The organism is Micromonospora craniellae (assembly GCF_014764405.1).
GTDB lineage: Bacteria > Actinomycetota > Actinomycetes > Mycobacteriales > Micromonosporaceae > Micromonospora > Micromonospora craniellae.
Genome location: NZ_CP061725.1, coordinates 5,633,212 through 5,653,554 on the forward strand (window position 1 = coordinate 5,633,212; position 20,343 = coordinate 5,653,554).

The following is a 20,343-nucleotide window of genomic DNA, read 5'->3' on the forward strand; positions in this document are numbered from 1 at the left end:
CTTGCCTCGCCAGTGGCGGGCCCACCGCTGCCGACATTCCGAGGTGAAGGGTGAGGAAAGGCGTGAGCCTGTATATCTCCAGCAACGTGAGATCGGGTCAGCCGGGGAGACCGCGCCTGGTGCATGCGGTGTCGTCCCTGTCTGCCAGGGTGAGTTGAGGCCAGCGGTTCATAGCAAGTCCGCCGGACAGGGCGAGTTGAGGATTGAGAAGCGTTGACTACTGCTGTTGACATGGCCGTGGCCGAGGATGGGGTCATGAGTCGTAAGAAGGGACCGCGTTCGGGTGGTCCGCGTGCCCGCCGGTCGTTCACCCCGGGTCAGAAGTTGGAGCTACTGGCCGGATACGAGAAGGCCGTCGCGGCCGGTGACGGTGGGGCGTTCCTGCGGCGTGAGGGCTTGTACTCGTCGTTGATGTCGGAGTGGCGCCGGGCCCGTGACGCCGGGTTGTTGCAGGGCAAGCCGGCTGGGCAGACGGTAGGGCGGCCGTCGGCGGAGCAGGCGGAGATCGCCCGGTTGCGCCGTGAGCTGGAACTGGCGCAGGCGAAGTTGGCGCGGACGGAGACGGCGTTGACGATCATGGGAAAAGCGCGCGAGCTCTTGGAGGACATCTCCAGGAGCGAGCCGGACGGTCCGGACGTGTTCGGGCTCGGCAGACGCTGATGGACACCTACCACCAGCTGACCAGCGCGAAGGTCCCGACGCGGGAGGCGAAGCGGCTGACCGGGATCGCTCGGTCCAGCGCGGATCGGGACCGGCGGCGTCCGACACCGGCCCGGCCGATGCGACGCACGCCAGCGAACGCGCTCACCCTGGCCGAGCGGGAGCATGTGCTGCGGCTGGTGAACAGCCCGGAGTTCGTCGACGCGGCCCCGGCGCAGATCTACGCGGCGCTGCTGGATCAGGGTGTGTACGTCGGCTCGATCGCCACCATGTACCGGATCTTGCGCGAACACGAGCAGGTCCGCGAGCGTCGCCGGCAGGCCCGGCGCCCGGCCCGGCAGCGCCCGGAGCTGGTCGCCGACGCGCCGCGGCAGGTCTACACGTGGGACATCACGAAACTCGCTGGCCCCGTGAAAGGGATCTACTACGACGCGTACGTGATGATCGACGTCTACTCCCGGTACATCGTCGGCGTCCGCGTGCACGCCCGCGAGTCCGGCCCGCTTGCCGAGAACATGATGCGCGAGGTGTTCGACGTCCACGGCGTCCCCCACGTGGTCCACGCCGACCGGGGCACGTCTATGACCTCGAAATCGGTCGCTGACCTGCTCGAAGACCTTCAGGTAGCCCGCTCGCACTCGCGGCCCAAGACGTCCAACGACAACCCGTACAGCGAAGCATGGTTCAAGACGTTGAAGTACGCGCCGGTCTTCCCCAACCGGTTCGCGTCGCTCGCCCACTCCCGAGCGTTCATGAACGACTTCGTCACCTGGTACAACCACGCCCACCGGCACTCCGGAATCGGCCTGCACACCCCCGCCGACGTCCACCACGGCCGCCACCACCAAGTCCACGCCGCACGCCTCGACACTCTCGCCGCAGCCCGCGCCGCGCATCCGGAACGGTTCGGCGCCACCACCCGGACCACACCAAAGATCCTCGACCTGCCCGAACAGGTCTGGATCAACCAACCCCAGCCCCAGCCGCAACAACAAGCCGCTTAACTCCCGTTGGCCTCAAACCCTTGACACGTTCCGCGTTGGCGGCGGATCCGCCGTTGTTCACCTACGCGTGGCGTCGTTTCTTCCACCGCCGCGGTCGAGTGACGGGTCACCGGTGAGCCTGGAAGCGGCGGGGGCCGGCGAGCACTCTCCTCTGGGTCATGTGCCGTCGCAGCCGGGATGGAACTGTCGGGCCTGTGGTCTTGCCTGGCCCTGCGGTCCGGCGAGGGAATCACTGATCGCGGAGTACGAGGGCAACACCACCGCGTTGTCGCTGTACCTCGCGGCGTGTCTGCACGAGGCTATCGACGATCTGCGGGAACTCGACGTCAGGAGCACGGGCGGCTGCGGTGGCGTCTTCGACCGCTTCCTCGGCTGGATCGACCAGCAGCCCAAACCTGACCAGATGCCGCCGCACGAACCAAGGGTAGGGCCATAGGTGGTGTCGAGGCGTCGGGTCTGTCACGGGCCTTCACCGCGATCTTCGTACTCCCTCAGGATCAGCTGAGGGCTTCCGCAAGTCAGACCAGAAACGGACTCTCATCGTGGTCTATCGACCAAGGCCGAACAATCTGCTCCGCGCGGCGCGGTTGGCGCGGCTGTCTCCGTCAGGTTCGGGGCGGCCGATGTCCCGGCAGGATCTGGCGGATGCCGTCAACGCCTACACCTACAAGCACATGGGACGTCGTGTCGCGGTGGATGCCCGCTATGTCGGCAAGCTCGAACGCGGTGAGCACCGGTGGCCGTTCGAGCCCAACCGCACGGCACTGCGGCAGGTGTTGGGCAAGGCCACCAACGCCGAACTCGGCTTCTTCGTGATTCAGGGGCACGGGCGAGACCCCGAACTGCACTCGGCCCCACCGGCGGAGGCTCCTCCTGTCTTCGCGGACGCCCCAGGCGTGGCAGCCGCAGGCTACGAGTCCGGTGAGCAGGGCGGTGGGGTGGTCGCTCCCGACGGCGTGCCGACGGCACGGGTGACGCTGACCGTCGAGGCGACACAGGTCAGGATCGTGCATGACGATGATCAGGCCGGACGTGTCGTGATCATGGCAGGGCCGGTCGAGCTGCGCATCGAACCATCCGTCATCGCGGAGGTCGGAACCGACACGGCATGCCGGGCGTGATCTAGCGCGGCTCGATGCGGTGGTACGGGTGGGTGGTCATGGTGAGCTGGCCGCCGACGACCGCCGGATCGGTGGCGACCAGGTCGGCGGCCGGGCCCGGGGGCAGGGCGAGGACCAGGGCGCCGATGAGGTCTCCGGACGGTCGTTCGTCGGGTCGCCAGATCGGGCCGGCGACCACGGCTGTGCCGGCGTCGACCTGGCGCTGGATCCAGGCCATGTGGGCTGCGGCGTTGCGCTGTGCGGCCAGCGGCCGGGAGCGGTCCCACGCCGGGCCGGCGTGGACCAGGACGAGACTGTTGGCGGGCGGTTGATCCATCAGGCCAGGATGACCGCCCGGATGAGCGTCTGTCGATATCCCGGTCTGTGCAGGGCGTGGCACGAACAGGCGAGGCGCGGTCAGGCGGGGGAGCGCGGTGCCGGGACGTGCGGGACGGCGGTGCGCAGATGGGCCAGCACGACCGGGTCGATGCGGCCGGGCACCAGGCGTTCCTCCAGGTTCTCCATCCCGGCCCAGGCGACCAGGGCGTCCTCCGGCTCGGTCGGGTCGGCGGGGTGCCCGAGCGCGGTCAGCAGTCCGGCCACCTCGACGGCGAGCGTGCCGGCCAGGTCGAGCAGGGTGGCCGGGTCGGGGCGGCTGAACATCCGGGTGTGTACCGCCAGCAGCCGCTCCAGTTCGGTGATCGGGTCCGGGTGGTCGTCGACGCGCAGGTCGATGGACACGTCGCCGGTGCCGGCGTACCCGCTGCCGCGCTGGACCACCAGCAGGCCGGCGCTCTGCTGGCCGCGTCGGTCGCCGCCGGCGGTCTGGCCGGCGCGCAGCGCGGCGACCAAACGTTGCGCGAACGGCAGGTCGGCGCCGGTCAGCCAGGTGTCGCGCAGGGCGTCGATCACTTCGGGGCCGGTAAGGATGTTGCCCTGGGCGGCCCAGCCGTCGCCGGTCTGGCCGCCGGCCCAGTCGCGGCAGTGCGGGCCGGTCCAGGTGGCGCCGGGGCCGGTGGCGGCGACCACACCGAGTTGCCGGTGGTCGCGTTCCGGGTCGGCGGCGACCAGGCCGGCGACCACGTGGGCGGCGGGGACCCCGGTACGCAGCAGGGCCAGCCCCTGCGGCCGATAGGCGAGGTTCACGTGGGCCTGGGTGGCGATCGCGCCGATGTCCGCCTCGGCCGCCGGGACGAGGGCACCGGCGGCCAGGAACCGGCTGGCCACGGCGATGCCGTGCGTCTGGCCGTCGGCGGAACGGGCGACGATCGAGAAGGTCACGCCAGACAGATTAGCGCTGGTCAGGGTCGTGTTGCCGGTGCCAGGCGGCGGGGTGTCAGAAGGGTGGGGCGGCCGGTTCGGGGGCCTTGTTGTGGGCGGGCAGGGAGTCGGTGAGGGCGACCACGCCGAGCACCACGAGGACCAGCATCTGCGAGTAGACCGGCGGGTGCTGGATGGCCAACTCGTAGCCGATGGCGGTGGCGGTGAGACCGGCCACCATCACCAGGTGGGTGTCGGCAGCCGGCCGATGCCGGCCGGCTGCCGGGCGTGGGCGACCGCCTCGGCGAGGATCTGGCCGGCACGCTGCACGTAGATGCGCCACAGCAGGATCGAGATGGCCAACGTCAGCGCGAACGTCACGGTCTCCGCCAGCGGGTAGGGGTAGTCACTGTAGGAGAAGCTGGCGACCAGCACGGTCTCGCCGAGGGCGATGAGGAAGAACTGCTGGTAGCGCTCGGCCAGGTGCTCGCCGGAGATGTCCCACCGGGAGACCGTCGAGCGGCCCAGCCCGGGCACCGGATAGCCGTACCTCCCGCAGACGTACTCCAGGCCCAGCGCGCCCGTCCACAGGACCACCCGCAGGCTGATCGGAAGCAGCGCGCCCACGATCCACAGCACCCCCGAGGCGGTGAAGGTGATCGCGGTCCGCGACTTCAGGGCACGTTCGGGGGTGCCGTACGCGAGCAGGATCAGCGGGCGGGCGACCTGCGCCACCACGTACGCCACCGCGAAGGCCAACCCGGTGTCGGTGAGCGCGTGGGGGATCGCCACGCCCATCACCATGCTGCAGACCAGGGCGATCATCACGATCAGCTGCACCCCGGCGTGGTACGGGTCGTAGCGGCTGGTCGCCCAGGCGGTGTTCTGCCACAGTGCCCAGAGCGCGAGCAGCAACAGCAGTGTCTTCAGGCCCCCGGTCACCGGGGTCCACCCCGAGGCGCCCCCGGGTTCCAGCGCCAGTCCCTCGAACGAGCGGGCGGAGATGCGGGTGAGCGCGAACACGAAGACCAGGTCGAAGAAGAGTTCCAGGAACGTGGCCCGGCCCGGCTGGGAGACCGGCGCCAGCCGGCCGGCGACGTGCGTCACGGTCGGCCGCCCCGTCCCCCGGGTCCAGCTCATCCTGCTGTCGTAACACCGTCAGGGGCAGCTCAGGGCGTCAATCCGGGAAGCCGACCAGATCTTGCTCGCCGGGCGCGACAGCGGGCACCATCGACCGATGACGACGCGATGGGCAATGACGGTGCCGCTGGGCGCGATCCCGCTCGCCGACCACGCCGCGATGTACGCGGCGCTCGCCGACGCCGGTTTCACCGACGTGTGGTCCGCCGAGGTCAACGGGGCCGACGCGTTCACTCCGCTGGCCCTCGCCGCGGCCTGGCAGCCGCGACTGCGCCTGGGTACCGCCGTCACCCCGGTGTTCACCCGAGGGCCGGGACTGCTGGCGATGAGCGCCGCCGCGCTCGCCGACGTCGCCCCCGGCCGGTTCGCCCTCGGTATCGGCGCGTCGTCGCCGGTGGTGGTCAGCGACTGGAACGCGGTGGAGTTCACCGAACCGCTGCGGCGTACCCGCGATGTGCTGGCGTTCCTGCGGGCCGCGCTGCGCGGGGAGACCGTCGACGGGGCCTTCGACACCTTCGCCGTACGCCGCTTCACGTTGGAACGACCGCCGCTGGTGCCGCCGCCGCTGCTGCTGGCCGCGCTGCGTCCCGGCATGCTGCGGCTGGCCGCCGCCGAGGCCGACGGGGTGATCCTGAACTGGCTGGCCGCCACCGACGTGCCCCGGGCGGTGGCCGAGTTGGGTGAGCGGCGCCCGCAGTTCGAGGTGCTCTCCCGGATCTTCGTCTGTCCGACCGAGGACGTCGACCACGCCCGCGCCCTGGGCCGACGGATGATCACCAGCTATCTGACCGTGCCCGCCTACGCGGCGTTCCACCGCTGGCTCGGACGCGAGGAGGCGCTGGCCGGCATGTGGCGGGCCTGGGCGGCCGGTGACCGGTGCGGCGCCCTGGCGGCGGTGCCGGACGAGGTGGTCGACGCGCTGGTCCTGCACGGCTCACCCGAGCGGTGCCGCGCCCAGGTACGCCGCTACACCGAAGCCGGTGTGGACGTGCCCGTGCTGGCTCTGCTGCCCACGCCGGAGGTGCCCGCCGGGGACCCCGCAGCCCTGGCCACGCTGGTCGCCCGGCTCGGCGTCGACGCGGCGGAGGCGGCGTGAACCTCACCGCTGGTGCTGGGGCCTCTGCGGCCGCCCCGTGGCGGCGCCGTGCGGCGGACCTGCGGGGTGGCCGCCGTGGCGGCGGTTGGCCGCTGTCACGTGTCGTCGGGAGCGCGGCCCGCCGCCGACGCCTCACCTGCCATGCCACGGCGACTCCGGTCACCGCGACGATTGTGCCGATCACCACCAGCCACATGTCCATGGCTCGATGCTAGGAGGTGGGGTCGAGGGTCACCGGTGCCAGCGCAGTGGCCCCGGGTGCACCGACCACAGCAGCCGCCGCCACCAGGACCGCCCGGCCCGCAACCGGCTCGTGTAGGCCCCGGCCGCTCCGGCGGCGGCTCCGGCCTGTTCCTCGGTGACCGCACCGGGAGCGAACCCGACCTGGTTGACCAGCCGGGCCAGGTCGTCGACGGCGACGCAGGCCGGATCCGCCGGCCCGCCCTCGACGTTTCCGGTCGCGTCGGTGGTCCCGGTCGCCCCGGTCCCGTGGCCGGACGCCTGCGCGATGTCGGCCCCGATTCCGGCGTCGGGTCCGCGTGCAGTGTCGGCCCTGAGTTCGGCGTCGGCCCTGGATCCGGTATCGGTCAGGGCCTGTCGGGCGCGTGCGGCGACCTCGCTGGCGGACAGGTCGGCAGGCACCGGCTGCCCGGCCAGCCGCAACGCGTCGGTCAGCTCCCGCCAGGCGCCGACGACCCGGTCACCGGGGTCACCCCGCGACAACCGGGCCCGGGTCTGCGCCCGCCGCAACACCGCCAGCGTGCCCAGCACGCCCACCACCACGAGCAGCAGACCGCCGCCGGTCCCGGCCGCCAGCACCGACCTCGGCACCCCGCCGGAGCGCTCAGGCCCGCCCGGGGCCGCCTGCGCCGGGGGCGAGGCAGTCGGTTCCAGCGTCGGCTCCGGCTGCTCCGACGGCGGCGGATCCTCCGGCTGCGGCCGGAAGTCCTCCTCCACCGGCCGGGGCTCCTCGTCGGGGCGGGGCAGCGGATCGAACGACACCCATCCCAACCCCTCGAACAACACCTCCGGCCAGGCGTACGCGTCGGCCGCCCGCACCGGACCGGCACCCGGCGCGGCGAACCCGACCACCACCCGCGTCGGCAACCCCGCCAACCGGCCCAGCACCGCGAAGGAGGCGGCGAACTGCTCCGAGGTGCCGCGCTGCCCACCGGCGTTGCGTGGTCCGAACAGGAAGAACCCCAGATTCGGGTACGCGTGCCCGCTGGGCGCGTCGGCGACCAGCCGGTAGTGCTCGGCGAGCCACTGCTCGATCGCCGCCGCCCGCGCGTACGGGGCGCCGTTCTCCTCCATCAGTTGGGTGGCCAACCGTCGTAGCTGCTCCGGCACCCCGTCGGCGACGTGCAGCACCCGTGCCACCTCGTCACCGGCCGGTGTGTTCGCGGTGGCCAGCAGGTTCGCGTCGGGGTGTTCCCGCGCCGACGTCACGGTGTACCGCAATCCAGGGGAGAGCCCGTCCGGACGGATCAGCGTGCCGGTGTCCGGGTCGTACGCGACCCGCGCCCCGCTGACCTCCCAGGGCGTTGGTACGGCGGGCAGCAACCGTCCACTGAGTTCACCGACCGTGATCTCCTGCCGGACCGTGTCCACGGTGGCGTACGGGGACGGCTCGGGGGCGGGCAGGATCCGCCCGGCGTTGCGGTAGGTGGCACCGACCCGCCAGGTGACCCCGTCGTAGTCGCTGAGCACCGCCAACCGGATCCGCACCCCGTCCGACGACGGCGTCGCGTCGGGCCGCTCGGTCGACACCTGGAACAACTGCTGGTCCGGGTTCAGCGCCCACCCGGAGATCCGGATCAGCGGGTTCTCGTCCAACGTCTGCACCTGAGGCGGCTCCACGTAGCGGCGCGGATCGACCGGCCGGGTGTCCACCAGCGCCGCCACCGCCGGGCCGAGTACCGCCGCGACCCCGACCATCACCGCCGTCCCGGCCGCCGACGCGGCAGCCAGCCGGGCCCGCACCCGGGCGCGTACCGCCGGGGCCAGGTCCGCCACCGGGTCGGGGCCCGCCGCCCGGCCGGAAGCCGCCAGCCCGACCGCCGCCACCGCCACCAGCGCCACCGTCACCCCGACCGCCGGCGCCGCGTTCGGCCCCACCACGTACACCGCGCCGACGTAGAGCAGCACCGGCGGCAGGTAGCCCAGCAGCACCCGCCCGGCCCGCACCGCCACCTCCGCCCCGGCCAGCCCGGTCAACCAGGCGGCCACCACCGGCAGCAGCACCGTGTCCGGGGTCGGTTCCACCGGGATCATCGCGGTCAACAACCGGGGGATCGCGTTGCGGGCGGCGTCGCCGACGATCTCCGCGAAACCGCCCGGAAGCTGCGCCCGGCCCGCCGACAGGTGCAGGCACCACGCGGTGTATCCGGCCATGGCCAGCACCGACACCGGCGCCACCAGCCACGACGGCAACCGCCGTGCCACCACGCTGACCAGCACCGACCCGAGCGCCGCACCGGCCACCAGCGTGGTCAGCAGCGCGTCGGCGTACACCCGGCCCAGCACCACCCCGGCCAGCGTGACCATGGTGATCAGGGCCAGCGGCACCGGCACCGCCCGCAGCCACCTCACCACCGGCGTACCCCGTCCCACTCGGCGGCGAACGCCGCACCGTCGGCCGCGTCGACGACCACCAGCCCGGCGGCGCCCGGCGGCGTCGGCTCGGCCGCGCCGAACACCCCGACCACCACCGACGGGTACGCCCCGCGCAGCGCACCGACGTGACCCAGGTCCTCGCGGCCACCCGGCCCGGTCAGCACGACCAGGGTGTCGCCGAGCCGGTCCCGACGCAGCCGGGCAGCCGCCTGCTGCACCGTCCCTTCGGCACTCAGGGCCACCGCCGCCAACCGGTCCAGCGGCCCCACCGCACCGTCGTCCTCGGCGACGCCCGACTCCGGTGCGGCGACGAAGAGCAGCACCACCGGCAGGTCCTCCCGGACAGCGGCGGCGACCACCGACGCGGCCGCCTCACACGCCGCCTCGAACGACTCGGCGACCCCGTCCACCCGGTTCGGATGAGCGGCGACCCGGTTGTCCAGCAGCACCACGATCCGGGGCAGGCTGGTGTCCACGTTCTCCCGCACCATCAGCTCACCGACCCGGGCACTCGTGCGCCAGTGCACCCGCCGCAACTCGTCGCCGACCACGTACTCGCGCAACGAGTCGAACGTGATCGACCCGTGCGGGACCGCGTCGACGCGCCCGTCCAGGCTGCGACCGGCGCCCGTGGGCACCGCCGACAGCGGGTGGATCCGCGGATGCACCCACACCGGCACACTGTCGCCGTAGGACCGGGCCAGCACCACCAGGCCGAGCGGATCACGGCGGGTGACCCGCAGCGGCCCGACCGGCACCACCCCTCGCCGTACCGTCGGCACGTCGTAGCGGACCACGGTGTCCGTGCCGGGGCGCAGCCGCAGCACCGGCACCGGCACCACCTGGTCACCGCAGCGGTCGGTGGCCAGCAGGTTCGCCGCCCCCCACCGCCCCGCGTTGCGGACCGTCACCGTCATCGACGCCGGGTCACCCCGACTCACCCGGTCCGGGTGCGCCTTCCGCCGCACCTCCAGTCGAGGCCGGCGGGCGGCGGTCACCGTCGCGACCGCGACCGCGCCGCCCGCCGCGACGCCGAGCAGCGTCAACTCCGGGTACGCGAACCGGAAACCGGCACCGGCCAGCACGACCGCCGCCACGAGCAGCCCGATTCCCCGGGCGGTGATCCGCACGACAGACGTCTCGTGGTCAGGGAGTCGCCGGGGCGGGCTGCCCCGACGGCAGCGGCACCGGCACCGAGGCGACGGACTGACGCAACACGTCGGCGGCGGTCACCCCGCGCACCTGGGCGTCCGGGGTGAGCAGCAGCCGGTGCGCGAACACCGGCTCGGTCAGCGTCTTGAGGTCCTCCGGCATGATCCAGCCCCGGCCGTCGATCAACGCGTACGCGCACGCCGCCCGGGTCAACGCGATCACCCCACGCGGGCTCACCCCCACCCGCACCTGCGGATGCGTACGCGTCGCCGCCGCCAACCGCACCGCGTACGCGTACAGCGGCTCGGCGATGTGCACCCGGCGGGCCATCCGCACCATCTCGCCCACGGTGGCGGTGTCGGTGACCGCCGTGAGCGCCTCGGGGGAGCGCACCGTCGCCCCGCGCAGCACCTCCACCTCCACCGACTCGTCTGGATACCCGACCGACAGCTTCACCAGGAACCGGTCCAACTGCGCCTCCGGCAACCGGTAGGTGCCGTCCATCTCCACCGGATTCTGCGTGGCCACCACCAGGAACGGCTGCGGCACCGGATGCCGAACCCCGTCGACGGTGACCGTGCGTTCCTCCATCACCTCCAGCAATGCCGACTGCGTCTTCGGCGACGCCCGGTTGATCTCGTCGGCGATCACGATGTTGGCGAACACCGGCCCCGGATGGAACTCGAACCCCCGGGTGGCCTGGTTGAAGATCGTCACCCCGGACACGTCCGACGGCAACAGGTCCGGCGTGAACTGGATCCGCCGCCACTGCCCCTTCACCGTCGCCGCGATCGCCCGTGCCAACGTCGTCTTGCCCACCCCCGGCACGTCCTCCAACAGCACGTGTCCCTGCGCGAACAGGGCGGTCAGCGCCAGCCTGACCACCTGCGGTTTGCCGAGCACCACCGCGTTGACGTTCTCGGCCAGCCGGGCGGCGAGGGCGGCGAAACCCTGCACCTCCTGCTGGGTGAGCGGTTCGTGGCTGTTCACGGTGGTGCTCCTCGACCGGATTGGATCAGCAGGTGGGCAGGACGGCGATGTCGTCCCCACCCTCCAGGTTGAGCCAGGCCCAGGGGATGTAGTTGCGTCCGCTGTACTCGACCTGCACCCACCAGGTGCTGCGCTTGTCGTTGTTGTAGATGTAGGCGTACACCTCTTCGCCCCGCACCCGGCAGTACGCCTTCAACCGGTTACCCGGCCGCGCCCAGCCGACCTGCCGGTCGTTGTCCTGGCGCGGCACCGAGAAGATCTCGTTGCCGTTACGGCCCTCGCGATCCCGATCGCAGTAGGTGGCCTCCTCGCCGGAACTGCCGTTGTTGCAGGTGGCGATGCCGAACAAGGCGTCGGTCTCCTGCGTCCGCCGCGCCGTACCCTCACCCGCCGCGTTCGTCGCCGTCACCGAGAACGTGTACTCCGTCCCGGGCGACAGGCCGTTCATCGTGATGCGGGAACACGGACCGCTGCGCGCCGTCTGACCCGACCGGGCCAGCGTGCACGTCGCCTGCCCACCACCGGCGTCCACGGTGAACGTCACCGTCGCCGACGTCGCGGTCGCCGACGACCCGGTCACCGTCACCCGTGGCGGCGCCACCGTCCGCGCCGTCGTCGTGGCCTGCGGACCCTCACCCGCCTCGTTGACCGCCCGGACCCGCACCGTCACGTTCTGCCCGTCACCCAGATCACTCACCGTGGTCTGCGTGTCGGTCACCTCGGTACGCCGGTCACCCACCTCCACCACGTACCCGCTGACCGGCCGACCGTTGGCCGCCGCCGGCGCCCACTGCACCGACACCGTCCCGGACCGGTCCGCCACCGTGCCGGCCCGCAACTCCACCGGCTCACCCGGCACCGTGAACGGCACCACCGTGTCGCTGACCGGTGACGCCTCCGACGCCGCACCCTTGTCGTTGACCGCCACCACCGTGAACGCGTACTGCGTGCCGTACTCCAGCTCACCGGCCCTGATCACCAGTTCGGTACCGGTCGCCTCGCCGGCCGGGGCGTTCGTTCCCGCCGACGTGGCCGTCACCGCGTACCGGGCGATCCGGTTGCCCTGTCCGTTCGCCGCAGGCCAGCTCACCACCACCGTGCCGTCCGCGCGGGCCTGGGCCGACGCACTGGCCGGTGCGTCCGGCACCGCCGCCGTCGGCGTCACCGGATTGCTGGTCCGTGTCGGACCCGCCCCCTGGGCGTTGACCGCGTGCACCGAGAACCGGTACGTCTCCCCGTTGGTCAATTCCTTGAGCTGCACCGACCGCTGGTTCGCGCCCACCTCACGACGCTGCCCGGCACCCTCCACTACGTACCGGATGATCTCCGCACCGTTGGCCGCCGCCGGCCGCCAACTCACCCGCGCCTGCGCGTTCCCGGCCTCCGCGGTCACGTTGCGCGGCGCACCCGGCTTACTCACCTGCGGCTTCTTCGGCGGCGGCGGGGGCGGCGGGGGCTCCGCCGGCGGATCGCCACCGAGCACGTCGTTGGCGTACTTGTCGACCTCCCGCACCAGGTGCGAATCGTCCACCACGCGGGCCGTCGACGCCTCCGGCGCGTTGATGAACAGATGGTTCTCCCGCACCTCCAGGTCCAGCGGCCCCCGCCACCTGCCCCGGATGGTGTCCACCAGCTGACCCGCCGCGTCGAACGCGTACACCGTGCCGGACGCCTCGTCTGCGCAGTAGATCCGCCCCGACCAGGCCACCGCCGGACTCAACCGGTCGCCCTCGCCCGGCACCGTGAACGACCGCACCTCACCGGCGTCGGTGATCGCGTGCACCTGCCGCTGCCCGGCCACCGTCACCGGCACCACCTGCCCGCTGGTACGCACCGGCATCGTGCCCGGCCCGGTCAACGTCTCCGCCAACGCGGTCCGCCGCGTCTCGCCGCGCACCACCGTCACCAACGCCCCGGCCGTACGGTCCAGCACCGCCACGCCGTCGTCCAGCGTGGAGACCACCAACTCGTGACTGGCGCCCGCCACGTCGTACGTCTCCACCCGCTGCGGACCCGCCTGCGTGCCCCCGGCCGAACCCGACGGCAGCACCGCCGGGGTGATCGCCGAGACCGTCCCCTCCGCCGGCACCGCGATCCACAACCGGCCCTTACCGTCGAACGCGCCACCGGTGATGCCCGGCGGATAGCGCACCGGCTCACCCACCGGCGCCAGCGACCGGGGGTCCAACTGGCGCACCACACCCTGTACCGCGTCCACCACGAACGCCGCGTCCTCGTGCAACGCCACACTCACACCCAGCCCCGGCGTGGTCGGCGTGGTCGCGGTGATCTGCAACGTGGCCAGGTCCAACGCGCTGATCTGACCGGTGTGCAGATCCCGCAGCACCAACACCCGGTCCGTCTGGGTCACCTGCGTCGGGTGCCGCCGTCCCGCCGGCAGCTCCACCCGCGTGTCCACCCGTGCGGTCACCCCGTTGACCCGCGCCAACTCGCTACGTGCCGAACTCCACAGCCAGGAACTCGCGTCGAAACTGGCCACCGCGTTGTCCGCCGAACCCAGACCGAGCACGGTCAGACCCATCGCCGCCAGCAGCGCCAGCACCGTCCCCACTGTGACCAGACCACCGCGTACCCGCGATCGGGATCGGGCGGTACGGGTCGGAACGGCCTCGTCGGTGCTCGCCACAACCGGCTGCCTCTCGTGTCGTCCTGGCAGGTGGCGCCAGACGGCGACCTCTCCCCTGAGCCGGGAGCCATCATATGGTCACCGCACACACCCCGGGAACCCACACTGTCCGCCGATGAACACCCAGCGTGGCGTGTCGTCGGCGTGTCCCGCCCCGACCGTCCCGCCAGGACTGGTCCGTCCACCGACCGTGAGCAACGCTCAGTTCTGACCCGCGCCGGACTCCCGCGACGTGCAGACCTGGCTGGACGTCGCGAACTCGTTCGTGCCGTACACGGCCAACACCGTGAAGCAGTAGTCCACTCGCGAGTTCAACCCGTTCACCGTGTAGCTGGTCTGCCCCTGACCCACCGTAGCCAGCACCCCCAACGCCTGGCCCGCCCGCCCACCGGCCACCATGAACGGCACCAGCCCGTCCGAAGGATCCGTCCACGTCAACCTGATCGTGGCCGAATCGTCCCGCAACTCCAACCCCGTCGGCGGCGGACCTGGATCCGCCGCCGACGACTCGGCCGGCGTCACCGGAGGCGCGGCTCGCCGATCCATGATCAACACTCCGAGCCCGATCAGCGCGGCCACCGCCACCACCACGGCCACGATCGCCACCACGATCGCCGCCCGACTCCGCCCCGACCCCGCACCCCCCGACGGCACCGGGTACGCCACGTTCCCCGCCGAACCGGGCCCTCCGGCCCCCGGCTGCCCCCAGGACTGCGGCGCGTACCCCGCAGTCCCGCCGTGCCCGACCTGCCCCGCCGGGTACGCCGACGCCGCCTGCCCTCTCGGGTCGTACTGCTGCCCCCCGCCGACCGCCGGAGGAGGCTGCTGCGGCGGGTAGTGGGGGCTTGCCGGTGGGCTGCTGATGGGGGCGTAGCCGGGCGGCCCGCTAGGGGGTTCGTAGCTGAGCGACGGGTAGCTGGTCGGACCCGGCTGGGGCAACGGCGTGGTCAGATCCTGTGGCCCGGACGTCGGGCTCGCGGCCGAGGGCAGGCCGGGGGTCCCCGCTGCCGGCGGCTGATGGGTCGGGCCGGCGGTCGGCGGGGGAGGAGGCAGCGGCGCGCTCATGGGCGCCCAAATGGTCGGAGCGCCGCTGACCGGCGGTGCACTGACAGGATTCGGGCTGATCGGGGTCGCGTCCGTGTGGGGTGCGGCGGCCCGTGGGCCGCTGACCTGTGCTGCGTCGAACGGGACTCCGCTGGCCGGTGTGCCGCTCACCGAGCCGTCGCCCGGCGAAAGCGCCTGTTCGGTCGGCGACGCATTCTGAGGGGAGCGGCTGGCCCGGGCTGCCTCCTCGGCCAACAGCGGACCGATCTGCTGGACCCCGATCGTGGGCCGTGCCCACTGCGACCCGTCCGGCGATGCCGGTTCGGTCTCGTTCGGGGCCGATGCGTCGGGCGCCGGCAGAATCCGGAGCACGCTCGTGTCCTCGTCGGCCTCGGGGGCCGCAAGGTTGGCTGTCGGCGGAGCCGGTGGTGCCGAATGGGGTGCGGCGGGCGGTACCGGTGGCGGTGGAACCTCTATCTCGCGGACCGGCAGGCCCAGCGCGATGGTCGGCTCGCTGCCCTGAGACGAAGCGACCGGGGGTGCCGGCTGCTTGTGGAAAGCTGTCCGGGCCAGCGGCACCGTCGGCGGCTCGGGCACCACCGGAGGCGGAGCGACCTGCGTAGACAGCGGCACCGTCGGCACCTCAGGAGCATGCGATCCCGGTACGGCTCGCGGATGCGGTACGGCGGGCGCCGGTGGGGCCGACGCCGGGGCGGACGAGGCGGCGGCACCCTCCCCGAACCGGGACGTGGACTGTCGGAAGGAGGCGGTGGTGGTCGACGCATCGTGCGGCTTCCAGGCGGTCGACAGCGCCGCCAGCGAGATCGTCGGCTCGTTCAGTGCCTGATGATGGGTCGGCTCGCGCGCCGGTTCCGGCTGGCGAGGCGCGGGTACGGCCGGCTGCGGGGCCGGAGCCGCGTCGCCGAGGTACTCGCGCGCCGTGCGTACCGCCGGATGATCGGCACCGAGCACGGCCGGGCCGGCAGCGGCGACGCGGGTGTAGTTGCGTCGCGCCTCGTGGCGGTTACCCAGCTCGTCCGCGACGGAGCCCAGCTCGAAGGCCAACGCCAACATCAACGGGTCGGCGTGCGGCCACTGCCGCTCCCCGGCGGCGAACGCCTCCTCCAGCACCCGCCGCGCCGCGCTCGGATCGTCGGCCTCCCGGTGCAACCTGGCCAACAGGTGCGCCGTGCTGAGCGCGTCCGGATGACCCTTGCCGAACGGCGGCGGCACGGATTCGACCACGTCGGTCAGCAGCTCACGGGCGGCGGCGAGATTGCCCGTACCGCGCAGCGCCAGAGCCCGCTGCTGGGCGACGGCCAAGGGAGAGGCATGGGACACACCGCCATGCTGCCGGGTACGGGCACCGTGACGCCACCCGACCCTCGCGGACGGCCCGGCAGGACGCGTCGAGCCGGCCGGAACCGGCCCCCGATGCTGATGTGCATGATCCACCGGCGGCGTGTACAGTAACTCCCCGTGCGGCCCGCCGAGCGGCCTCCTGGTGATGGATCACCGAGGCCGAAACGGTAGGCTGGGCAGAGCAAGTCCGGGTGGCGGAATGGCAGACGCGCTAGCTTGAGGTGCTAGTGCCCGTATAGGGCGTGGGGGTTCAAGTCCCCCCTCGGACACGTACAGTTACCCCACAGTAATCAGCGTCAGGCTTAGCCTCGACGCTGATTTTGTTTTGGCCGGGGTTGTAGGTGAGGGCGAGTCGTAGCGCGCGGTAGACGTTGCTCTTGTCCTGGTGGTGGGCGTTCCGCAGGGTGTTGCGGATGTCGTCGAGGCTGCCGACGAGGTGCCGGATGTCGTCCTCAGTGAGGCGTCGGGGTGCTTGTGCTTGTGCTGCTGCTTGGTCGCGTTGAGTGACGGCGGCGGCGCGTTGGGCGTTGACCTCGGCCATCCATGCGGCGACGGTGGCGGGGTCGCCTCCGGCGTCGGCGATGGCGCGGTATTGGAGGAGTTTGGCGTCGCATGCCGTGATGATCTTGTTGGCGGCGGCGACCTCCGCCGCGACGACGCTGGGGCTGGTGTCGGGTTGGGCGGCGTGGAGTCGGCGGATCGTGTCCGTCAGTCGGTGCGGGGCGAACGCGGTGAGGAGCCAGTTGTCGAGCGCGGGGACGATGTCTCGTTCCGCGACGTAGATGTTGCGGGGGTGCTGGACGTGGTTGGCGAGGGCGTACTCGTTGGGGTAGCGGCACCGGTAGTAGGCCATCTCGTGCGCCTGATGGCTTTGCATCTTGCGTCCGCACAGCCCGCAGAGCATGAGTCCGCGAAGAAGGTAGTGGCGGCGTACCCTCCGCTGTCGGTTGCCGGTGCGGCCTCGCCCGCTGGCCGCCATGATCGTCTGAACTAGCTCGAAGTCGTTGACGGTGATGAGCGGCGGGTGGGCGATCGTGTCGGACCACACCCATGAGGTCTTGTCGTTCCAGCGCATGCGGGTTTCGTAGCCGAGGGCGACGTCGTTGACGTCGAGGAGTACCTCGTCCTTGCGCTGTTTGTTCCAGACCTGCCGGCCGGTGTAGCGGGGGTTGGACAGGATGTTCTTGACGGCGCTCTTGGCCCAGCCCTCGCCGGTGCGGTGCGGGTTGCGGGCGGGGTCGGCGGCTGACGGTGACGGGATGCCGTCGCGGGTGAGCGCTTCGGCGATGGCGAGGTAGCCGTTGTTGGCGAGGTACATGGCGAAGATCCGCCGTACGACGGGCGCGGTGGTCGGTTCAGGTTCCAGCTTGTGCAGGCGGCGGCCGTCGGCGGCCTTGCCCGGGTTGGGGTGTGGTCCGGCGTCGGCGAGGCGGTATCCGTAGGGTGGTCGTCCGCCGAGGAACCGTCCTTCGATCTTCGCCTGCGAGGTCATCGCCGTGCGGACGCGGACCTTCACGCGGGTGCGTTCGCCCTTGGACATGCCGCCGAACACGCTCATGATCAGGTCGTGGGCTTCGGACTCGGGGTCGATCGCGCCGCCGACCTCCGGTACCCATAGGTCGACGCCGTAGTGCGAGAAGACGGGCATGGTCAGGCTGTACTGGTTGCCGTAGAACGCCCGTTGGGGCTCGCCGATCACGACTGCGTCGAAACCGCGGTTCGGGTCGGCGAGGGCGTCGAGAAGCTTGGCGGCCTGGGGCCGGCGTTTCCACGGCAGGGAGCGGGACAGGCCGATGTCGAAGAACTCGGTGACGATGATGCCGCCGACCGGTTCGATGAGGCCAGTTGCGCGGCTGAGCTGCCAGTTCCTCGACGCCACTGGGTCTTGCTGGTCCTCGGTGGAGACCCGGCCGTAGAACGCGAATCGTCGGTGTTCGCGGTAGGCGAGCAGCGCGGCGGTAGTGTCTTCGATACGAGGCATGTCGATGGTCACCGAAAGCGCCTTCCGTGGGTTGCGTGGGTTGCGCGTCCGCCGGCCAGCCGGGAATCGGACGGCCGGCGGACGCACTGTTACACGGATCTACGCATACCGGCATGAAGTGATCAAGCGTTGGTGGACTCGTCTGGACCCTGAGCTTGGATGACTGACGGTACGTATTCAGCTTGAGGTAGGGCGACGGCCGCGTGTCCACTCTGGTTGACCGGCTGGCATGATCATGTGGTGTCGTCGGCCCCGCAGGTTCCGCCCTCGTATGAGGATCTGCTGGCGATGCTGGTTGAGCTGCGGGAACGGGTCGATCGGTTGGAGGCGGAGAACGCGGAGCTGCGGCGCCGGCTGGGGTTGAACTCGTCGAACTCGTCCAAGCCGCCGTCGTCCGACGGGTTGGCCAGGCCCCGGCCGCAGTCGGGCAAGCGCGGCGGCAGTGGCCGGTCGCGGGGTAAGCAGCCGGGTGCGCCGGGATCGACACTGGAGTTGGCAGCCGATCCGGATCAGGTGGTGCAGCATCGGCCGGATCGGTGCGTGAACCCGGCGTGCGGGATCGGTCTCGACGGCGGCCGTGAGTACGGGCGGCAGCGCCGGCAGGTGGTCGAGTTGCCCGAGCGCCGGCCGGTGGTCACCGAGCACCAGCTCGTTGCGGTGGAGTGCGCCGGGTGTGGGCAGGTCAGCGAGCCCGCGGCGCCCGCAGGGGTGACGGGGCGGGTGCAGTACGGCACGGACGTCAAGGCCGCCGCCGTGTATGCCCGGGCCGGGCAGTTCCTGCCGTTCGGACGGGTCGCCGCGTTGATGGCCGATCTGCTCGGGGTGCGGGTCTCAACCGGGTTCGTGCATCAGGTGGTCACCGAGGCGGCCCGCCGGCTGGGCCCGTTCGTTTCCCGGCTGGCCGCGTTGCTGCAGGTTCAGGACGTGCTGCACGCTGATGAGACTCCGGCCCGGGTCGGCCCCTGTCTGCCGAAGTCGTGGACCGGTGACCGGGACCGGTGCCGGGCGGCGGCGATTCCGGAAGAGGTGGAGTTCGCCACGAAGCCGCAGCAGGCACAGGCCATGGTGGAGCGGGCGATCGAGGCGTGGGTGCCGTTCTCGTGGTTCACGGCGGACGAGGCCTACGGGCAGAACCCGGGCCTGCGGGGCTGGCTGGAGGATCAGGACATCGCCTATGTGATGGCCACCCGCTGTGACGACGGGGTGCCCTCCGGGCTACACACCACCCTCCGTGTCGATGAGCTGATCGCGAGGGTGCGTGCGGGCGCGTGGCAGCGCCTGTCGTGCGGCGATGGCGCGCGCGGGCCACGCCGCTACGACTGGGCCCGGGTGCCGATCCGGCGCACCTTCGCCCACGGCCGCCGCGGCTGGGTCCTCGCGCGACGCTCGATCAGCGACCCTGGCGAGATCGCCTACTACGTCTGCTTCGGCCGGCGCGGCACCCGACTGCGTGAGTTGGTGCGGGTCGCCGGCAGTCGCTGGTCGGTGGAGGAGTCGTTCCAGACCGCGAAGAACGAGGTCGGCCTGGTCCAGTGCCAGGTCCGCCGCTACGACGCCTGGTACGCCCACATCACCCTCGCGATGGCCGCCGCCGCGTTCCTCGTCGTCACCCGCGCCGCCGAAGCCTCGAAGGGGGCATCACCGCAGACGCGGGCAGCCTGATCCCGTTGACCAGCAACGAGATCCGCCGCCTGTTCGCCCACCTCGTCCTCATCGGGCGTACCGCAGCTGAGCACGTGCTGCACTGGTCAACCTGGCGCCGCCGCCGGCAAGCTCAAGCGAAAGCCTCCCATTACCGTAAACGACTCGAACCGCCATAAGGCACGACCCGCCGTTGCAGTACTAGGATGATTAGGGGGTGTGCGCCGCGCCTCATGGCGGCCGACAGGAGGGCGGACAGGTCGCGCAGTGGCCGTCGTCGTGTGCCGCGATCGGGATCGCCCTCGATGGAAGAAGGACGATCTCGGCCTGTGGGCCGGCGTTGCTGGTGAGGCGGGACGCTCTGGAAAAGCGTGGTCACCGACCAGCGCATCTGCGGGATGAAGCATTCGTTCTTTCTGGTCTGCGACTGCCTGAAGGGGGCTGCGGGAGGTTCCGACGAACGCGTGGCCCAGAGCGGGGCGTAACGGGTGTGATCCATTTGATCCGCGACACGTCCCGCCTGATCTCGCGCCTTCCGGGTCGAACTCCAGCGGCGGGGACGGCTACCTGAGACGGAAGCGGACGATCGTCGTTTCATGACGCGGGTGCGTTGTCCCTACGCACGCGTGATGCTCTGCTCGACGACCAGG

14 protein-coding genes, 1 tRNA gene and 1 pseudogene are annotated in these 20,343 nt (G+C 71.6%); 5 read left to right on the forward strand and 11 right to left on the reverse strand.

What is annotated here, in order from left to right:
• Positions 1-231 precede the first annotated feature (231 nt).
• Positions 232-1,664, forward strand: a protein-coding gene (locus tag ID554_RS25610; RefSeq protein WP_396888540.1) for an IS3 family transposase whose coding sequence is annotated in 2 segments (ribosomal slippage) — positions 232-589 and positions 589-1,664 — 1,434 coding nt in all. Because the reading frame shifts where the segments join, the coding sequence is not laid out codon by codon here.
• A gap of 229 nt (positions 1,665-1,893) precedes the next feature.
• Here ID554_RS25610 and ID554_RS25615 read toward each other — a convergent pair.
• Positions 1,894-2,079, reverse strand: coding sequence for a hypothetical protein (locus ID554_RS25615; RefSeq protein ID WP_158573864.1), 186 nt, complete (start codon positions 2,077-2,079; stop codon positions 1,894-1,896).
• Between the two features lie 208 nt (positions 2,080-2,287).
• On the opposite strand from ID554_RS25615, the gene ID554_RS25620 reads away from it, so the two are divergent.
• On the forward strand, positions 2,288-2,785 hold the full coding sequence (locus tag ID554_RS25620; RefSeq protein WP_117230983.1) for a hypothetical protein: 498 nt from the start codon (positions 2,288-2,290) through the stop codon (positions 2,783-2,785).
• 1 nt (position 2,786) lies between these two features.
• Here the strand turns inward: ID554_RS25620 and ID554_RS25625 are convergent, their stop codons facing one another.
• The 4 genes from ID554_RS25625 to ID554_RS25635 form a co-directional block, all read right to left on the reverse strand.
• Positions 2,787-3,101: a YciI family protein gene (locus tag ID554_RS25625; RefSeq protein WP_117230982.1), complete on the reverse strand. Its 315-nt coding sequence runs from the start codon at positions 3,099-3,101 to the stop codon at positions 2,787-2,789.
• Positions 3,102-3,181: 80 nt separating this feature from the next.
• A complete protein-coding gene (locus ID554_RS25630; RefSeq protein WP_117230981.1) occupies positions 3,182-4,045 on the reverse strand; it encodes a DUF1028 domain-containing protein in 864 nt (287 codons plus the stop codon).
• A gap of 55 nt (positions 4,046-4,100) precedes the next feature.
• Positions 4,101-4,265: a hypothetical protein gene (locus ID554_RS31995; RefSeq protein WP_223884246.1), complete on the reverse strand. Its 165-nt coding sequence runs from the start codon at positions 4,263-4,265 to the stop codon at positions 4,101-4,103.
• A complete protein-coding gene (locus tag ID554_RS25635; protein ID WP_223884247.1) occupies positions 4,265-5,164 on the reverse strand; it encodes a low temperature requirement protein A in 900 nt (299 codons plus the stop codon). The genes ID554_RS31995 and ID554_RS25635 overlap by 1 nt, the downstream gene beginning before the upstream one ends.
• A 115-nt stretch (positions 5,165-5,279) precedes the next feature.
• On the opposite strand from ID554_RS25635, the gene ID554_RS25640 reads away from it, so the two are divergent.
• A complete protein-coding gene (locus ID554_RS25640; RefSeq protein ID WP_117230980.1) occupies positions 5,280-6,260 on the forward strand; it encodes an LLM class F420-dependent oxidoreductase in 981 nt (326 codons plus the stop codon).
• A 231-nt stretch (positions 6,261-6,491) separates the two neighbouring features.
• On the opposite strand, the gene ID554_RS25645 is transcribed toward ID554_RS25640, so the two are convergent.
• From ID554_RS25645 to ID554_RS33390, 5 genes and pseudogenes are all read right to left on the reverse strand, one after another.
• The gene (locus ID554_RS25645; RefSeq protein ID WP_117230987.1) at positions 6,492-8,807 is read right to left on the reverse strand and encodes a transglutaminaseTgpA domain-containing protein; all 2,316 of its coding nucleotides are present in this window, start codon (positions 8,805-8,807) and stop codon (positions 6,492-6,494) included.
• 41 nt (positions 8,808-8,848) lie between these two features.
• Entirely contained in the window at positions 8,849-10,006 is a 1,158-nt protein-coding gene (locus tag ID554_RS25650; protein ID WP_117230979.1) for a DUF58 domain-containing protein, read from the reverse strand.
• A gap of 16 nt (positions 10,007-10,022) precedes the next feature.
• Positions 10,023-11,018 (reverse strand): AAA family ATPase, encoded by a 996-nt coding sequence (locus ID554_RS25655; protein WP_117230978.1) that lies wholly within the window; start codon positions 11,016-11,018, stop codon positions 10,023-10,025.
• Between the two features lie 25 nt (positions 11,019-11,043).
• Entirely contained in the window at positions 11,044-13,665 is a 2,622-nt protein-coding gene (locus ID554_RS25660; protein ID WP_223884248.1) for a fibronectin type III domain-containing protein, read from the reverse strand.
• A gap of 1,917 nt (positions 13,666-15,582) precedes the next feature.
• Positions 15,583-16,050, reverse strand: a pseudogene (locus tag ID554_RS33390) (tetratricopeptide repeat protein); the annotation flags it as partial.
• 206 nt (positions 16,051-16,256) lie between these two features.
• On the opposite strand from ID554_RS33390, the gene ID554_RS25675 reads away from it, so the two are divergent.
• Positions 16,257-16,340 (forward strand) — tRNA-Leu (locus tag ID554_RS25675).
• On the opposite strand, the gene ID554_RS25680 is transcribed toward ID554_RS25675, so the two are convergent.
• Positions 16,322-18,052 carry a recombinase family protein gene (locus ID554_RS25680; RefSeq protein ID WP_117230977.1) on the reverse strand — a complete coding sequence of 577 codons (1,731 nt, stop codon included), beginning with the start codon at positions 18,050-18,052 and terminating at the stop codon, positions 16,322-16,324. The two genes, ID554_RS25675 and ID554_RS25680, sit on opposite strands and share 19 nt — an antisense overlap.
• Positions 18,053-18,340: 288 nt before the next feature.
• Between ID554_RS25680 and ID554_RS25685 the strand changes: the two genes are divergently transcribed.
• Complete coding sequence (locus ID554_RS25685; RefSeq protein ID WP_147333600.1) at positions 18,341-19,714, forward strand: IS701 family transposase; 1,374 nt, start codon at positions 18,341-18,343, stop codon at positions 19,712-19,714.
• Positions 19,715-20,343 lie beyond the last annotated feature (629 nt).

What these genes read in the sequence shown, in the direction of transcription:
- ID554_RS25645 (WP_117230987.1), bottom strand. Translation starts at nt 8,807, where the DNA reads ATGGTCACGCTGGCCGGGGTGGTGCTGGGCCGGGTGTACGCCGACGCG.
- ID554_RS25620 (WP_117230983.1), top strand. Translation starts at nt 2,288, where the DNA reads ATGTCCCGGCAGGATCTGGCGGATGCCGTCAACGCCTACACCTACAAG.
- ID554_RS25685 (WP_147333600.1), top strand. Translation starts at nt 18,341, where the DNA reads ATGCTGGTTGAGCTGCGGGAACGGGTCGATCGGTTGGAGGCGGAGAAC.
- ID554_RS25625 (WP_117230982.1), bottom strand. Translation starts at nt 3,101, where the DNA reads ATGGATCAACCGCCCGCCAACAGTCTCGTCCTGGTCCACGCCGGCCCG.
- ID554_RS31995 (WP_223884246.1), bottom strand. Translation starts at nt 4,265, where the DNA reads ATGGTGGCCGGTCTCACCGCCACCGCCATCGGCTACGAGTTGGCCATC.
- ID554_RS25635 (WP_223884247.1), bottom strand. Translation starts at nt 5,164, where the DNA reads ATGAGCTGGACCCGGGGGACGGGGCGGCCGACCGTGACGCACGTCGCC.
- ID554_RS25680 (WP_117230977.1), bottom strand. Translation starts at nt 18,052, where the DNA reads ATGCCTCGTATCGAAGACACTACCGCCGCGCTGCTCGCCTACCGCGAA.
- ID554_RS25640 (WP_117230980.1), top strand. Translation starts at nt 5,280, where the DNA reads ATGACGGTGCCGCTGGGCGCGATCCCGCTCGCCGACCACGCCGCGATG.